This window comes from Aeromonas sp. Y311-2 (assembly GCF_027706025.1).
Classification (GTDB): domain Bacteria; phylum Pseudomonadota; class Gammaproteobacteria; order Enterobacterales; family Aeromonadaceae; genus Aeromonas; species Aeromonas veronii.
This window is the reverse complement of sequence record NZ_JAPDCL010000001.1, coordinates 382,594-399,432: the sequence shown is the minus strand read 5'-3', so window position 1 is coordinate 399,432 and position 16,839 is coordinate 382,594. Positions and strand designations below refer to the sequence as shown.

The 16,839-nt window shown below is 59.9% G+C and carries 13 protein-coding genes; 5 read left to right on the top strand and 8 right to left on the bottom strand.

From position 1 onward, the window contains the following. Positions 1-109: 109 nt before the first annotated feature. Both OKC42_RS01750 and OKC42_RS01745 read right to left on the bottom strand, forming a co-directional pair. Positions 110-769 (bottom strand): DedA family protein, encoded by a 660-nt coding sequence (locus OKC42_RS01750; RefSeq protein WP_005353037.1) that lies wholly within the window; start codon positions 767-769, stop codon positions 110-112. 214 nt (positions 770-983) lie between these two features. Then, positions 984-2,672 carry an FAD-dependent oxidoreductase gene (locus tag OKC42_RS01745; protein WP_270803788.1) on the bottom strand — a complete coding sequence of 563 codons (1,689 nt, stop codon included), beginning with the start codon at positions 2,670-2,672 and terminating at the stop codon, positions 984-986. Positions 2,673-2,807: 135 nt separating this feature from the next. Between OKC42_RS01745 and OKC42_RS01740 the strand changes: the two genes are divergently transcribed. The 3 genes from OKC42_RS01740 to OKC42_RS01730 all read left to right on the top strand — a co-directional run bounded on the left by OKC42_RS01740 (position 2,808) and on the right by OKC42_RS01730 (position 7,337). Then, positions 2,808-5,744, top strand: coding sequence for a sensor domain-containing phosphodiesterase (locus OKC42_RS01740; protein WP_270819001.1), 2,937 nt, complete (start codon positions 2,808-2,810; stop codon positions 5,742-5,744). A gap of 65 nt (positions 5,745-5,809) precedes the next feature. Further along, positions 5,810-6,607, top strand: a complete 798-nt coding sequence (gene pflA, locus OKC42_RS01735; RefSeq protein ID WP_080768686.1) for a pyruvate formate lyase 1-activating protein — start codon at positions 5,810-5,812, stop codon at positions 6,605-6,607. A gap of 88 nt (positions 6,608-6,695) precedes the next feature. Continuing rightward, a complete protein-coding gene (locus OKC42_RS01730; RefSeq protein WP_270803790.1) occupies positions 6,696-7,337 on the top strand; it encodes an energy-coupling factor ABC transporter permease in 642 nt (213 codons plus the stop codon). An 84-nt stretch (positions 7,338-7,421) separates the two neighbouring features. Here the strand turns inward: OKC42_RS01730 and OKC42_RS01725 are convergent, their stop codons facing one another. Continuing rightward, entirely contained in the window at positions 7,422-8,714 is a 1,293-nt protein-coding gene (locus tag OKC42_RS01725) for an NAD(P)/FAD-dependent oxidoreductase (RefSeq protein ID WP_005353047.1), read from the bottom strand. Positions 8,715-8,788: 74 nt separating this feature from the next. Then, positions 8,789-9,328, bottom strand: coding sequence for an alpha/beta hydrolase YcfP (gene ycfP, locus OKC42_RS01720; protein WP_005334000.1), 540 nt, complete (start codon positions 9,326-9,328; stop codon positions 8,789-8,791). A 505-nt stretch (positions 9,329-9,833) separates the two neighbouring features. On the opposite strand from ycfP, the gene OKC42_RS01715 reads away from it, so the two are divergent. Then, complete coding sequence (locus tag OKC42_RS01715; protein WP_270803791.1) at positions 9,834-11,240, top strand: nucleobase:cation symporter-2 family protein; 1,407 nt, start codon at positions 9,834-9,836, stop codon at positions 11,238-11,240. 63 nt (positions 11,241-11,303) lie between these two features. Here the strand turns inward: OKC42_RS01715 and OKC42_RS01710 are convergent, their stop codons facing one another. The 3 genes from OKC42_RS01710 to OKC42_RS01700 all read right to left on the bottom strand — a co-directional run bounded on the left by OKC42_RS01710 (position 11,304) and on the right by OKC42_RS01700 (position 14,286). Then, complete coding sequence (locus OKC42_RS01710) at positions 11,304-13,100, bottom strand: M3 family oligoendopeptidase (protein ID WP_270803792.1); 1,797 nt, start codon at positions 13,098-13,100, stop codon at positions 11,304-11,306. Between the two features lie 123 nt (positions 13,101-13,223). Beyond that, positions 13,224-14,144, bottom strand: coding sequence for a DUF808 domain-containing protein (locus tag OKC42_RS01705; RefSeq protein ID WP_201957679.1), 921 nt, complete (start codon positions 14,142-14,144; stop codon positions 13,224-13,226). Between the two features lies 1 nt (position 14,145). Beyond that, positions 14,146-14,286, bottom strand: coding sequence for a hypothetical protein (locus OKC42_RS01700; protein WP_167572119.1), 141 nt, complete (start codon positions 14,284-14,286; stop codon positions 14,146-14,148). A gap of 251 nt (positions 14,287-14,537) precedes the next feature. Between OKC42_RS01700 and OKC42_RS01695 the strand changes: the two genes are divergently transcribed. Continuing rightward, entirely contained in the window at positions 14,538-15,140 is a 603-nt protein-coding gene (locus tag OKC42_RS01695; RefSeq protein ID WP_270803793.1) for a DUF924 family protein, read from the top strand. A 63-nt stretch (positions 15,141-15,203) separates the two neighbouring features. Here the strand turns inward: OKC42_RS01695 and OKC42_RS01690 are convergent, their stop codons facing one another. After that, complete coding sequence (locus tag OKC42_RS01690) at positions 15,204-16,823, bottom strand: methyl-accepting chemotaxis protein (protein WP_270803794.1); 1,620 nt, start codon at positions 16,821-16,823, stop codon at positions 15,204-15,206. Positions 16,824-16,839: the final 16 nt, after the last annotated feature.

Genomic DNA, 16,839 nt, shown 5'->3' with positions numbered 1-16,839 from the left:
GCATCCTGCTCACCCGACACAAAGCTCATTACCCGAATGGGCACAATTCCGCGCCCCTGCAGCACGAGAACCCCCTTGCCCACTGATCCAGTGCGGCAAGGGTTGTCATCTAGTCGTGGCTGGTCTCGTTTTTTGCTCCGCCTTTGAACCAGCGAAACAGGATGGCCATGACGGCCGCCAGAAACAGCACCAGCGAGGTAATCAGCAGGGCCCGGGTCAACAGTTCGCTGTGGTGGAGGAAGAAGGGGGTATTCATCGCCAGCTTGCCCACCAAACTGAGGCAGAGCGCCCACATAAAGGCACTGGCAAAGCTGGCCACGCACATGCGCAGCACGCTCAGGCGGCCAATCCCCATCAGCATGGGGGTCAGCACCCGCACGAACGGGATAAAACGGGAGGAGAACATCGCCAGAAAACCGTACTTTTTCAGCAGCCGGGTCGCCTTGGGCAGGCTGTCGGGAGGCAACATCCGTTCGATATGATCCATAAAGCGGGTGCGCTGCAGGGCCCGTCCCTGCCAGTAGGCGAGCACGGAACCTATGCCAGCAGCCAACGGCAGATAGACAAGAGTCACTTCGGGGCCAAACACCCCCATGCCCACCAACCCACCGGCCAGCAGTACCAGGCTGTCCCCCGGCAGGGGCAGGAAGACGAATGCGGACTCCAGCAGCAGTACCAGCATCAGGCAACTGATCAGCAGGGGTACCGCCTGCATCTGAACCAGGGCGTCAAAATCCTGATGCCAAATGGCCATCAGCATATCCAGCATGTCACTCTCCCTACTACACGGTTCATCATGAACGAGGCAGGGGTTATAGCACCCATCCCCTGAACAAAACGTTAATTTTGTCCGGCACAGGAAATAAAGTGTGTCGAAATATTGCTGCAATTAGGGAATGCAAGGAGGGCGAAAAGCAGAAACAAAAAGCCCCTCATCTTGCACGCACAAGGGAGAGGGGCAAACAGGCACAGAAATAAAACGGTTACTCGGCAGTGGCCATCTGCCAGGTTTTGAAGCCGCCGGAGAGATTCTTCACTTTAAAGCCGTGCTGGCTCAGCAGGCGGCAGGCGACATGGCCGCGCAGCCCGACCTGACAGCTGATCAGCAGCTCTTTCTCTTTGGGCAACCCATGGAGGCGACCACGCAACTCGTCGAGGGGAATATGCAGCGCCCCCGGAATGCGGCCCAGCTTGTCGAGCTCAGGGCCATTGCGCACATCCACCACCAGCTGATGGGGGTTACGAGCCTGCACCTCGGCCACGTGGCAGAGCAGGGTGTCCCCCTTCAGGTGGTTGCTTGCCACGAAGCCGGCCATGTTGATCACATCCTTGGCCGACCCGAACGGCGGCGCATAGGTGAGTTCCAGATCCTGCAGGTCAAACACGGTGAGACCGGCGCGCTGGGCCACTGCCAGCACGTCGATGCGCTTGTCGATGCCATCCTTGCCGATGGCCTGGGCACCGTAAATCTTGCCATCCGGGGCAAACAGCAGCTTGAGGCTGACCGGATGGGCGCCCGGGTAGTAACCGGCGTGGCTGCCCGGATGGACATAAACCTTCTCGAACGGCAATCCCAGTTGCACCAGTCGCTTCTCGTTGAGGCCGGTGCTGGCCACCGCCAGATCGAACAGCTTGCAGATGGCGGTGCCTTGGGTCTTCTTGTAGGTTTCGCTTCGGCCCAGCATATTGTCGGCGGCGATGCGCCCCTGCCGGTTGGCGGGGCCCGCCAGCGGGATCAACACAGATTCGCCGGTGACGAAGTCAATCTCTTCCACCGCATCCCCCACCGCGTAGATGAAGGGATCCGAGGTACGCATCCCGGCATCCACCTTGATGCCGCCCCGTGGGCCCAGCTCCAGCCCCGCCTTGGCGGCGAGCAGGGTTTCCGGCTTGACGCCGATGGCGAGGATCAAAAGACCGGTATCAAGATGGGAGCCGTCATTGAGGGTCAGGCGCAGGCCACCGCTTTTGGCGGTCGGCACGGCGGAGGTCTTCTCGGCAGGCAGATCCAGACTCTCGATGGCGGTGAGGCCGGTGCGCAGGCGCAGGTCGATCCCCTCTTCCCGGATGCGGGCATGGAGCATGTTGGCCATCTCCTTGTCCACCGGTGCCATCACCTGATCGGCCAGCTCCAGCAGGGTGACATCCAGCTTGCGCTGGTGCAGTGCCTCCATCATCTCCAACCCGATAAAGCCGCCGCCCACCACAGTGACGTGGCGCGGCTGATCGTGGTGCAGGGCCGCCAGAATGCGATCCATGTCCGGGATGTTGCGCAGGGTATAGACATGGGGGCTGTCGATACCGGGGAAGGGAGGACGGATCGGCGCCGCCCCCGGGCTCAGCAGCAGCACATCGTAATGCTCGCGCTGCTCTTCACCGGTTTGCAGGTTGCGCACCAGCAAGGTCTTGCCCGCCTTGTCGATCTCAATCACATCGTGGAAGACCCGCACATCGACGTTGAAACGGCGCTTGAAACTCTGGGGAGTCTGCAGCAGCAAGGCATCCCGGTCGGGGATATCGCCCCCGATGTGATAGGGCAGACCGCAGTTGGCGAAGCTGACAAACTCGCCCCGCTCGAACATCACGATCTCTGCCTCTTCACTCAAACGACGAGCACGAGCCGCCGCCGATGCGCCCCCCGCGACACCACCGATAATCAGGATCCGTTTCATCTGCAAGACTCCTCATACATGATAATGGGCAATAAATTAGACTTTTCTAATTTAGAATTCAATGAAATTTTGTTTCGCACCATTTTGCAGTATTCTTGCAACCCCGACGGTTGCTTAACAGGATGTTGTTTGTTCATGTCGTCTACCGCACTCAGTCATCTTCCTCCTGCCCTCCAGACGCCGCTCTTTTTCCGTCTGGATCTGCGCAGTCAACGGCTGGTCGCCCTGACCGACGTGATGCAAACCCCGCTCTACTGGCTCGACGAACCGCGCGCCCCCTGGCCTGCCCAGCTGCCCGATGCCCTGCGCCTGCCCATCGAACAACTGTTGGCCAACGGCCATGGCGGCAAGATCACCGTGCGCTTTGCCAGCCAGTTGTGGCATATCGCCCTCGCCCACGAGCAGGATGGCTTCTGGCTCATCTGTCTGCAGAACCTTCGTCAGGAGCCCATCGCCGATCTGGCATTACAACTGCCGCGCCTCAGCCAGATGGCGAGCCAGCAGCAGTATGCGCCCCTGCTCGAGGCCCTTAAAGAGAGTTTGGGGGCCGATCGGCTCATCCTCTGGCACTATCAGGCCAACGGCGATCTCGGCAGCGAGCAACTCACCCCGGTGTTCACCCTGGGGGTCGAAGCGCTCTACCCCATTCGTGGTGACAGCCGCTATATCCGCGCCCTGCGTACCCGCAAATCGTTGAGTTTCTCGGAGGCCGCCCACCAGCCGATGCTGAGCAATCACCTCTATCTGACCAGTGCCGGTGTGCGCTCACGCCTCGATGGTGCCCTGCTGGAGCAGGACAAGCTGTTCGGGGTGCTGAGTCTGGAGTATCTCGATCCCACCCCGCTTAGCGAGGAGATGTTGCAACTAGTGCGCAGCAGCGCCCAGCTGCTCGGCCACTGGCAACCGCAACCAGAAGAGCACCGCGCCGAGCTGGCCCTCCCGCCCGAGCTGCACCAGCAGACCGGCATCGACTACTGCAAGACGTTGGTAAGCTGGGCCATGAGCGCCAGCGGTGCCCGGGTGGGCTGGATCGGCGAGTTCCAGCCCCGCGGTCAGGATCTCTGGATCATCCCCCGCTGCGTCATCAACGAGGAGATCTGCTCCACCCTCAAGCCCATCCAGCTCGACCCCGGCCCCGCTCAGGAGCTGTTCCAGCATGGTCAGGCCATCTATGTGGAAGATCTGCCAGTGCGCTATCCCAAGGCGACCCGGCTGCTGGCCCTCAATGCCAGCGCCTACATCGGCATTCCGCTCCATGGCCAGAGCGGCGCCCCCATTGGCCAGATCACCCTGCTGCTCGATACCCCCCTTGAGGAGCCCGAACAGCTGCTGGATCTATTGAGCAGCCAGCACGAGCGGGCCGCCATCGAACTCAAGCGCCTCGCCACCGACGATGCCCTGCGGCTGGCCGAGGTAGCCTTTAATACCCACGATGGGCTGATTGTGATGGATCACAACGGCATCATCCTCAAGGTCAACCACTCCTTCAGCCGGATCACCGGATTTGGCGAGGTAGAGGTGATCGGTCACTCCATTCGCAAGCTGCGCCCCACCTACTACGGGGATCATCTCAAAGAAGATGTCAGCCGCACCGTCAACGAGCAGGAGTTCTGGCTCGGGGAAGAGCGCTGCCTGCACAAGGATGGTCATCTCTTTCCGGTGCGCTTGATGGTGAACGGCGTCAAGGATGAGCAGGGGGAGCTCAGCCACTTCATCTGCAGCTTCTACGACATCACCCAGGAAAAAGAGGCGGCCAGACATATCGAGCAGCTCGCCTACTACGACGATCTCTGCGGTCTGCACAACCGCCGCAGCCTCAACCATATTTTGCAGCAGACCCTGAGCGCCACCAACGGCCAGTGGGGCGCCCTGCTGCTGGTGGATCTCGACAACTTCAAGTCGATCAACGACTCCCTCGGTCACGCCTGCGGCGATCTGTTGCTGCAGGCCGTGGTGCAGCGTTTCAGGGAGCTGCCCCAGGACAATCTGGTGCAGGCGCGCATCTCGGGGGATGAGTTTGCCCTGCTCTTTACCCAGCTGGGACAAGGGGAAGTCACCGCCAAAATTCTGGCAGAGCACTTCGCCCGCGAGCTGATGGGGCTGTTTCGCACCCCGTTCGACATCGGCGATCACAAACTGCACTGCAGCGCCTCGGTGGGGATCAGCCTCTTCTCCGGCAACGAGACGGATCATCTGGTCCTGATGCAACAGGCCGACACCGCGACCCACATGGCCAAGCGCGCCGGTCAGGGCCACTACGTCTTCTTTTCCGAGGCGATGGCCCAGCATGAGAAGAACCGGCTGACCCTCACCAATGAGCTGCGCGATGCCCTGCGTCACCACGAGCTGCAACTCCACTACCAACCGCAATATCGGGTCGACAATGGCTCGCTGTCGGGTATCGAGGCGCTGCTGCGCTGGCAGCGCAGCGACGGCACCATGGTGCCACCCGGGGAGTTTATCCCCATCGCCGAAGAGACCAGCCTGATCCTCGAGATCGGCTACTGGGTGATGAAGACCGCCTGCGCCCAATACAGCTTCTGGCTCAACCGTGGCCTGCAGATCCCCCATCTATCGGTCAACGTCAGTGCCCGCCAGTTCCACACCCAGGGCTTCGTACAACAGGTGGAGTACATCTTGCGCGACACCGGTGTGCCCCCTTCCCGCCTGCTGCTGGAGGTGACCGAATCGGTAGTCTTGGAGAATCGGCAGGAGAGTATTGCCAGAATGCGCCAGCTCAAGGAGCTCGGCATCCTCATCTCCATCGATGACTTCGGCACCGGCTACTCGTCGCTGGCCTATCTGCGGGATCTGCCCGCCGATGAGGTGAAGCTGGACAGAAGCTTCATTCAGACCCTTGTACACAGCGAACAGGACAGAGCCATCGTCAAGGCGATACTCGATCTGGCCCAGGTCTTCCGTTTTACCGTCACCGCCGAAGGGGTGGAAGAGGAGGCGCAGCTGGCCATCCTCAAAGCGCTGGGATGCCAGCATTATCAAGGGTTTCTCACCAGTCGGCCGCTCACCGTCAAGGGGCTGGAGCAGCTGCTTGGCAGCCGGGCACCGGACTAAAGGTGTAGGATCAATAGGGGTTTATGTAATAAAATAACGGCCTGCTCGAATCGTTGGAGTTGTTTATGTCTGTCATTAATCGGATCCCTGCCGTTGAAATCAGCCAGCCAGCCGGAGCTCACGGCACCGTTGGCCGGATCCATTCCGTCGAAACCTGCGGCACTGTCGATGGCCCGGGAATACGCTTTATCGTATTCATGCAGGGCTGCCTGATGCGCTGCAAGTACTGCCACAACCGCGATACCTGGGATACCGAAGGTGGCCGCGAAGTGACCGTACCGGAGTTGATGAGTGACATCACCAGCTATCGCCACTTCATGAATGCTTCCGGCGGTGGCGTGACAGCGTCCGGCGGTGAAGCCATGCTGCAACCGGCTTTCATTACCGAACTCTTTACTGCCTGCAAAGAGAAAGGGATCCACACCTGTCTCGACACCAACGGCTTCGTCCGTCATCTCGACGAACAGGTGGACAAGCTGCTCGACCAGACCGATCTGGTGCTGCTCGACATCAAACAGATCAATGACGAGAAACACATTCCGCTGACCCACGTCAGCAACAGATACACCCTGGAGTTTGCCCGCTATCTGGCAGCCAAAGGCAAGACCATGTGGATCCGCTACGTGGTGGTACCGACCTGGAGCGACGACGACGAGAGCGCCGAAGGGCTGGGCCAGTTTATCGCCGAGCTGGGCGATAGCGTGGAGAAGGTGGAGCTGCTCCCCTACCATGAGCTCGGCAAACACAAGTGGGACGTACTGGGCGACCCGTACGAGCTGAGCGGGATCAAGCCCCCCAGCAAGGAGACCATGGAACGGGTCAAGGGCATCCTCGGCAAGTACCACAACAACGTCAAATATTGATGGTAAAAGCAGGCTGACTCGTCAGCCTGCTCTGCTATGGGGCGGTCGGGAAGGCCGCCCGGACTCTACTGCATGAATGGATGACAAGATGAGTGAAGGACAACTCGCCGCCCTCCTGATCTGGCTGGTACTGCTGGCCTTCAGCCTGCGCCGCTCCCTGTGGCAAACCCTCTATGACAACCCCCTCTATCAGCACCTGTTGCTGGGCAGTGCCATCGCGCTGGTGCCGCTCTGGTATCTAAGGGCCGGTCTGCACGAGGGGCTGGAGGTCCATTTTCTCGGGCTCACCTCCCTCACCCTGCTGCTGGGCTGGCGGCTGGCACTGCTCGCCCCCTGCCTGACCCTGCTGGTGCTCGGTTACTTCGGTGTCACCAATCTGGCCGATTTTGGCTGGCAAGCGCTGGTGGGCATCGCCCTGCCGGTAGCCACCAGCTGGCTGCTGTTTCTGGCCAGCTGGGCCTGGCTTCCGCGCCATCTCTTTGTCTATATCTTCGTGGCCGCCTTTCTCGGTGGCGCCATCACCATCTCGGTCAAGGTGGCCGCCAGCGCATTGCTGATGGGGTTAAGTGACAGCTACCCCTGGCACACTATCACGGCGGATTACCTCTCCATCTGGCCACTGCTGCTGTTCCCCGAAGCTCTGCTCAACGGCATGGCGATGACGGTGCTGGCCATCTACCGCCCTCACTGGGTCAATACCTTCTTCGACCGTGCCTATCTGGGCAAGTAACGCTCTCTTTCCTGATCTGCGCCCATAAAAAAGGAGAGGCCATCGCCTCTCCTTTTGGTATTCAACATGGTGCCAAATCCCGGCTTAGTGCAGCTTCAGGGTCGGGCGCAGAACCCGGTTGATGCGGCCCACCAGCATGATGAGACCGGTCTTGACGTAGCCGTGCAGGGCGATCTGGTGCATCCGGTAGAGGGAGATGTAGACCAGACGGGCAATGTAACCCTCGACCATCATGGAACCGCGCATCAGGTTGCCCATCAGGCTGCCCACGGTGGAGAAGCGGCTGAGGGAGACCAGCGAACCGTGGTCGTGGTAGAGGTAGGGCTTCATCTCGCCGCCGTTCATCTTGGCCAGAATGTTCTTGAACGCCTGGCTGGCCATCTGGTGGGCAGACTGGGCGCGCGGCGGCACGAACTTGCCATCCGGCTGCGGGCAGGCTGCGCAGTCACCGATAACGAAGATGTTCTCGTCACGGGTAGTCTGCAGGGTCTCTTTCACCACCAGCTGGTTGATGCGGTTGGTCTCAAGACCAGCGATATCCTTCATGAAATCCGGAGCCTTGATACCGGCCGCCCACACCATCAGGTCAGCTTCAATCAGCTCGCCATCCTTGGTGTGCAGACCGTCGCTGGTCGCTTCGGTGATCATGGTGGCGGTACGCACGTCCACACCCAGCTTGACCAGCTCCTGATGGGCGGCGCCGCTGATGCGCTCCGGCAGAGCCGGTAGAATGCGTGGGCCCGCTTCCACCAGGGTCACCTTCAGGCTGTCGGTGGTGAGGTTCTTGAAGCCGTAGGCGTAGAGCTGCTCGACCGCGTTGTAGAGCTCGGCAGAGAGCTCGACGCCGGTGGCGCCGCCGCCAACGATGGCAATCTTCACCTTGTCGCCCGGCTGGTATTCGGTGGCGAACTGCAGGAAGCGGTTCATCATGCTGTTGTGGAAACGGTGCGCCTGGGAGGGGCTATCGAGGAAAATACAGTTATCCTTGATGCCCTTGGTGTTGAAGTCGTTGGAGACAGAACCGATGGCCATCACCAGATAGTCGTAGGGCAGCTCGCGCTCGTTGACCACGATGTCGCCATTGTCGTCGTGGATCGGGGCCAGCACGATGCGTTTATCGTCACGCTTGATGTCGGTCAGGGTGCCGAGCTGGAAGTCGAAACCGTGGTTCTTGGCGTGAGATTGGTAGCTCAGGGCATCGATGCCCGCATCCATGGAGCCGGTGGCTACTTCGTGCAGCAGGGGTTTCCACAGGTGGGTGCGGTTGCGATCGACCAGAGTGATCTTGGCCTTGTTCTTCTTGCCAAGCTTGCGACCCAGACTGGTGGCCAGCTCCAGGCCACCGGCGCCGCCGCCTACAACGACAATATTCATCATGATGATTTTCCTCGGTTCCTCAAAACGAAAGGGAGCCATTGGCTCCCTAAAACGAAATCGGTCGACGTGATGGATCAGGCTTCTTTGAAGGCCTTCATCCGCTGCAGATGATGCGAGATATTTTTGAACTTATGAGTCTCGCGCTCATCCCACACGATGTCGTAATAGTTCTTCAATTCACGTTCAGTGTCCCGATTATCGCGCACTTCATCCTGAACGGAAAGGATACACAGGCAGTTTCCTGAATTTTTCTTACGAAATTCAGTTACACACTTGGTACCGATATCGTCATATTCTTCCGGCCGGTCGATCTTGCCCTGCATGTTCTCTTCCGGATGGAGGTTGGGGTTGAAGATCACCTGGCGAATACCGCACAGAAAGCCGATCCGCTCGCTCCAGTAGCCACCAAGACCCACGCCGCAGATCAGCGGTTTGGGATCGGTACTCATATCGAGCTGTTTTTTCACTTCCTTGAGCAGATGGCTCATATCATGACGGGGGTGAACCGTGCTGTAGTGCACGAAACGCACATCATCATCAATAAACTGCAACTGCAGCACTTTCTCGTGATTGCCTGGGCTGGTGGCATCAAAGCCATGCAGATAGATGATCATGGATAAGACCTCAGGATCTGTGTCGGTTTTATCGAAACTACCCCAGCGGCGGCCCCGTGCGCCACCAAAACATCCAACTTTCTTGCTTTGGATCACGCCCCCGCCCCCGATTGCGCCCTGTGGCCCGCGAGCGCCGTCACATGCAGAGGGGGGCATTGCGAGCAACATTATGGTGCCCGGCTATCAAAGTGAGATCGCCAGACCAATAATGATAAACCCCTTACCAATCTGAGATGCCCTCACCTCCTTCCCCTGCCAGCAACCGGACACTTATCTGGCCGGTATGTGACTCATCCCGCAAAAACAAGGCGTTATCGCCAAACGCTTTCTATCGTGAGCGGTGTTGTGCATGTTTTGTGCACTGACCCGTGCTGCACCGGATCCCTCTCACTACTGCCGAGGGATCTGGCTCCTCTGTCAATACACGAGATCAATGACCGGGAAAGCTGCGGCTTTCACTATCTTGCCTGTAGCAGTTGCGCGGGCTTCAAGGAGTGATCTGTTCATGAACGAGACCAATCCCCCCTCCCCCCGACCGGGTGCGCGCAAGCGCCCGGTGGATGAAGTGGAGCGCATGCTCCCCATGGGCCAACTCTTTACCCTGGGCCTGCAACATGTGCTGGTGATGTACGCCGGCGCCGTGGCGGTGCCACTGGTGATTGGCGGCAGTCTGGGGCTGCCCAAGGATCAAATCTCCTACCTTATCAGTTCGGATCTCTTCTGCTGCGGCATCGTCACCCTGCTGCAATGTGTCGGGATTGGCCGCTTTGCCGGGATCCGGCTGCCGGTCATCATGTCGGTCACCTTTGCCGCCGTGATGCCGATGCTGGCCATCGGAGCCAACCCGGATCTGGGGCTGACGGGCATCTTCGGTGCCACCATCGCCGCCGGTATCATCTCGACCCTGCTGGTGCCGCTGATAGGTCGGCTGATGCCACTCTTCCCCACCGTCGTCACCGGGGTGGTTATCACCTCCATCGGGATCAGCATCATGCAGGTGGGGATCGACTGGATGGCGGGGGGCAAGGGTAATCCGGAATATGGCAGCCTGCGCTATATCGGCACCAGCTTTCTGGTGCTCGTCTTTATCCTGCTGGTGACCCGCTTCACCAAGGGCTTTTTCAGCAATATCTCGGTGCTGCTCGGGATCATCTTCGGTTTCGCGGTGGCCATCGCCATGGGCGAAGTAAGCCTCGATGGCCTCGGCGAGGCAGCCTGGTTTGCCCCCATAGTGCCCTTCGCCTTCGGCTGGCCCACCTTCGATCCCATCTCCATCGCCACTCTGACGGTGATCATGCTCATCACCTTTATCGAATCCATGGGGATGTTTCTGGCCCTTGGCGACATCGTCGGCCATCCGGCCAGGCGCGGTGATATCGTACGCGGGCTGCGGGTGGATGGCATCGGCACCATTATTGGTGGGGTATTCAACAGCTTCCCCCACACCTCCTTCTCCCAGAATATCGGTCTGGTGAGCGTGACCGGGGTATCGAGTCGCTGGGTCTGCGTGATGTCGGGGGGGATCCTGCTCGCCTTTGGCCTCATCCCCAAGATGTCGGTGCTGGTCGCCTCCATCCCGCCCTTCGTGCTGGGGGGCGCCGGTATCGTGATGTTCGGCATGGTGCTGGCCACCGGCATTCGCATCCTGGCGCGCACCGATTACAACAGCAACCGTCACAACCTCTATATCGTCGCCATCAGTCTCGGAATTGGCATGATCCCGACGGTCTCCGGGAATTTTTTCCAACAACTTCCGGCGCAGCTACAACCGCTTTTTCATAGCGGTATTCTGTTGGCCACCATCAGCTCGGTGCTGCTCAACCTCTTCTTCAACGGCTATCAGCCGGATCTGACTCACCAGACCCGCCCCCTGTTCGTTGGTCCCATCAAACCGCAACAAAAGCAGGCATAACAAACAGGCCCCCGGACAGCGAGACTGTCCGGGGGCCTGTTGTTCATATCACCGCTGACCCAATCAGGCAGGCAACTGTGCGAAGCGTTCTATCGCCTGCGCTACTTGTGCCAGACTCCCCTGCCAGAAGGCGGCCTCACGGATATCCTGCCCCAGATGCTTGGCTACCAGATCTTCGGCGCTCATCCGGCCGGTATCGCGCAACAAGGCACGATACGCCTCGGCAATGCCCTCTTTCCCCGCCGGCTTGCGGCTCATCAACTGCTGATAGACCCCGAGGCTGAACAGATAACCGAACAGATAGGGATAGTTGTAAAAGCCCAGCCCCGCGATGGAGAAGTGCGCCTTGGCCGCCCAGAACATGGGGTGATAGCGGGTCAGGCTCCCCTCATACCAGCGTCCCCACGCCTCGTCGGTCAACGCCTTGAGCCGCTCTGCCGACACATAACCCTGCGCCCGCTCGGCCACCAAGGCCTGCTCGAAATCGAAGCGAGCCGGGATATTGACCAGGAAGGTGGCCGCGCCGTCGGCCTCGGCCCAGGTGATGGCCAGCTGCTCTTCCGGGCTTTGCGCCTGCTCGAACAGGGCGCTGCGCACCAGGGTTTCGGCGAAGATGGAGGCGGTCTCCGCCAGCGTCATGGGGTAGCTGCGCTGACTCATCGGCAGATCGCGGATCACCCAGTTGTGCCAGGCGTGGCCCAGCTCATGGGCTAGCGTAATGACGTTGTCCATGGTACCGGCATAGGTAACGAAGACCCGCGGTTCGACCGGTTCGGCAAACTTGGTGCAGTAGGCGCCGGTGCGGCGATTTGGCGTGGGCGCCGCATCAATCCACCCCTTCTCGGCCATCATGCGGGCAAATGCCCCCATCTCGGGATCGAATCGGCTAAAGGCATCGGCAATCAACTCGATCGCCTCATCAAAAGGAATGTCGCGGCTGCTGGAAGCTGGCGGCGGTGCAAAGAGATCCTCCGGCCCCAGATCGTCGAGACCAAGGCGCTCGGCCATCAGCTCCAGGGCGCGCTGGCCCAACCCACGGGCTCGCCAGGTTTCGCTCATCAGGGCATCGAGGGTGGCTCGCTCGATATGACTCTGGTGGCAGGAGAGATCCAGCGCATCGAGCACACGGGTTTTACCGCGCTGACGGGCCAGCTCCAGCCGCCAGCCGTTGAGGGCATTGAGGATGGCGGCCACCGTCTCCTGCTCTCCCTCCCAGCCAGCACTGATGGCATCAAAGGCTTCTAAACGCAGCGCACGTATCGGGCTGGAGAGCAGATTGCTCGCCTCGGCCAGCCCCATCTCGCGGCCATCAATGGTCAAGCGGATCTTGCCCACCAGATCGTTATAGAGGTTGCCCCAGGCGTGCAGACCATCGGTGCCCAGACCAATCACCAGCTGCTCCGCCGCCACCGGCAAGCGCTGATCCTGCAAACGACGCTCATGGCCCAAGCGGTACGCCTCCTCGCCGAGCAGCGGATCACTCATCAGCGCGGCAAATTCAACTTCCGGCAGCGCCAGCATCAGATCTTCCACCGGCGCCAGGATCTTGAACAGATCGGCGTTAAGGGCGCGGGCACGGGACGCCAGCTGTTTGGCCTGCGGATCCCGCGCATCCTGACTGCCGCGGCACGCGGCCAGAATGGCGACGTTCCAGCCGATATGGCGAATATCGCGGGCGCGCAGCCGCACTTCCCGCAAGAAATCCTGCAGCGCAGCGTCATCGCCGCGCACCCCGTCCAGGCCTGCCATATAGCTGGCCAGCTCTTCCAGCGCGTGGCGGGCGGCGCGCATGTCCGCTTCCAGCTCGGGGCTGTCGAGGCCCGGGTAGATATGGTCGTTATTCCACTGTTGTTGATACATAACTTCTCGCAAAGACCTTTATCGGGAGGTGCAGCAGACCTGCGGGCAGCAAGTCAGAGACCGGGCAACCCGAAGGCCAAAAAATGAAGAGAGGAAAAAAGAGACAATGGCCCGCAAGCTCGCTTATCCCTTGGCCGGGGCAAGACGGCTCACCAGCGTCATCACGGCAACCAGCAGCAGACCCGCCACCACACCGGCCACGGCGTTGAGCAGAGTCGGCGTCACCGCCGCCAGTACGGCCCCTACTGTGGGCAGGGTGGCAACGACAGCGGCTGCGCCTTCAATCAGGTGATGGGCAAAGGGCCAGCCATGCACCAGAATGCCACCGCCCACCATAAACATGGCGATGGTGCCGACCAGTGCCAGCAGGTGCATCAGACGAGGAGCCGTCACCAACAGTCCCTGCCCCACCCCGCGACGCAGGGCGCTGCCATCGGGCTTTTGCAGCAGATGCAGACCGATGTCATCGAGCTTGACGATCAGCCCCACCAACCCGTAGACCCCGATGGTCATCAGCAGGGCGATGCCCGCCACTACCGAGAGCTGCAGCGCGAGGCTTGCTCCCTGTACCGTGCCAAGGGCGATGACGATGATCTCGGCAGAGAGAATAAAATCGGTGCGGATCGCTCCCTTCACCTTCTGCTGCTCAAACGCCAGCAGATCATCGGGAATAGGAGCAGTGTGTGCCTCCCCCTCACTCGCCTCATGGGGCAGGAACTTGTGGGCCAGCTTCTCGGCCCCCTCAAAGCAGAGGTAGGCGCCTCCCAGCATCAATAGAGGCGTGATAAGCCAGGGCACCAGCGCACTTATGGCGATGGCGGCGGGCACCAGAATCAGCTTGTTGCGAAATGACCCCTTGGCCACCGCCCACACCACCGGCAGCTCCCGCTCGGCACGCACCCCGGAAACCTGCTCCGCGTTGAGGGCCAGATCATCCCCCAACACCCCGGCGGTCTTCTTCGCCGCCATCTTGGTCATCAGCGCCACGTCATCAAGCACGCTGGCGATATCGTCGAGCAGGGCCAACAAACTGGTTCCAGCCATATCAAAGATCCCTTATATCAGTGAGAAACGTCTTCCCGAAAAATGTCTCGCGCTTGTTCACCACGAACTTGGTCATCAGCGCCACGTCATCAAGCACGCTGGCGATATCGTCGAGCAGGGCCAACAAACTGGTTCCGGCCATATCAAAGATTCCTTATATCAGTGAGAACAACCCCGGGAGAGAGGTGTACGTCCCGATAACCACCAAGGTCAACAGGACCACCTCATGGCGATTGCAGGCCATCATCGGCCGAGCCAAGAATTCGGCGCTCGCCATCGGGGGGTTACGTCTTTCGGGCAAAAGATGGCACAGTGTAACGAGAAGCCGCCGTTTCGGCAGCACCCCTGAGCCATTTGTTCCTGGTTCCCTCTGAATCACCTCAAGGAGTTCCCATGCAACCCTGGCAACCTCTGCTCGATCTCTGGTTTGGCGACGAGGCCGATGATGTCCTGCGGGCCACACGGCAAGCCCCCCTCTGGTGGGGAAAAAGCAGCGAAACGGATGCCCTGCTGGCCAGCCGCTTTGGCGAGCTGGCAGAGGCGGCAGCCAAGGGCAGCCTCGCCCACTGGGCCGATGCTCCTAGCGGTCGGCTGGCGCAGATCCTGCTGCTTGACCAGCTGTCCCGCAATATCCATCGCGGCACGCCTGCGGCCTTTGCACAAGATCCGCTGGCAAGGGATCTCTGCCTGAAAGGGCTGTCCATCGGGGCGGACAAATCCCTCTCACCACTGGAGCGGGTCTTTTTCTATCTGCCGCTGGAGCATGCCGAATCCCGCGAACAACAAGCCAGAAGTGTGGCCCTGTTCGAGGCACTCGCTGCCGAGCAGGCTGGCACACCGGCGCAGGCGACCTTTGCCGGATTTGCCGACTTTGCTCGTCGCCATCAGGTGATCATCGAACGCTTTGGCCGCTTCCCCCACCGCAACGACATTCTGGGTCGCACCAGCACACCGGAAGAGGCGGCATTTTTGCAGCAACCGGGCTCAGGCTTCTAAGCAAGCCATATAAAAAATCCCCGCCAGCTGGCGGGGATAGCAGATGGATAACAACCGTCAGTATTACTGAATGCGGTAACGGGATATCTGCTGGTGGATGCTCTCGGTGGTGACATTGAGCTCCTCGGCTGCGGCAGAGGTCTCCTCTGCTGTGCTGCTGGTTTGCTGCACGACCTGAGCTATCTGCTCCACCTGATGAGCAATCGACTCGGCTGCCGAGCTCTGCTCGCGGATGGCATTGGTGATCTCGCCCACCTGCTCCATCACCCGGTGCGACGCACTGCGGATCTCGGCAATAATGGCGCCACTCTCGGTCGCCATGGTGACCCCCTGACTCACCTTCTCCTCCACCAGATGCATGCGGGAGACCGTATTGTTCGACTCCTGCTGGATCGCCTCTACAGTGGCAGATATCTCCTGAGTGGATTGGGCTGTGCGCTCAGCCAGTTTGCGCACTTCATCTGCCACCACCGCAAAGCCACGGCCGGACTCCCCGGCCCTCGCCGCCTCAATGGCCGCGTTCAAGGCCAGCAAGTTGGTCTGCCCCGCCACATCACGGATCACGTTGACCACACCGCCAATGCGCGAAATGCCCTCACCCAGCGCAATGACCTCGACCGAGGCCTGCCGAATGGAGTCGGCGATCTCGTTGATGGCATGGACTGTGCGCTCGATGGTCCGGCCCCCCTCGGTCGCCAGCTGCCCCGACTCGTTGGTGATACGGCTCGTCTCCTGGGTACGCTGGGAGATATCGGTGATGCTGACCGTCATCTCTTCCACACCAGCGGCTATCAGACTGGTGGCATCATTGGCCTGATTAGCCGAGCTGGCCAGGTGCTGCGCTGCCTGAGAGAGGGATTCGGCGGTGCTCTTGATCTGCAAGCTGCCGACGGAAAATTCGGTAAATGTCTGTTGCAGCGTATCGAGCAGCCGGTTGACCGCATTGAGGGTCAGGCCAATCTCATCCTGCTGTTTCACATCTGCTCTCAGGGTAAAGTTGAGGTCGCGCTGGATCCGGGTCAGGGTATCCATGGCGGTGCGAAGGGGATTGGCCACCTGATTGAACAACCAGACAAACAGCCCCATCGTCAGTACGGTGGCACCACCGGCGATAAACAACAGGGTTTGCAGGCTGTTGTCATAATTCTCCTGGCCCTGCTTCTTGAGCGCCAGTCCCAAATCCATATTGAAGTTGACGTGGAGCTCGATTGCCTTGGCAAACTGCTGGAACACTCTGGTGGCCTCTCCTGCCAACATGTCTCGCGCTTCATCGTTTTTGTTTTGTCTGGAGAGCTGCAGAACCTTGTCTATCTCCTGATAATATTGCGCAATAATGCGTTGATCATCGTCGGTCAGGCGCCGGTCTTCGTCATTGGAGAGCATCTCTGCTTTATATTTCTCCAGTTGCGAATTGATCTGTTTGCGATGCTCGGCAATATCCGCTTCTATCTGCTGCATCTTGTCATTGTCGGTGTTGAGGATATGGCTTTGAACCCGGGAGTGCAGCTCATAGAACGCAGCCTGCACCTCCTTGATCAGCGCAATACTGGGCACCGTATTGTCCGTCACATAGCTCAAGTCTCGATTGCCAGCCCCAAGGCGGTTGATACTGAACCAGCTGAGGAAAACAAGCGCCAGCATAACCAGCAGCGCTATCAGTTGAAGCCGACGAGCAATGTTCATAACCGTACACTCCAGA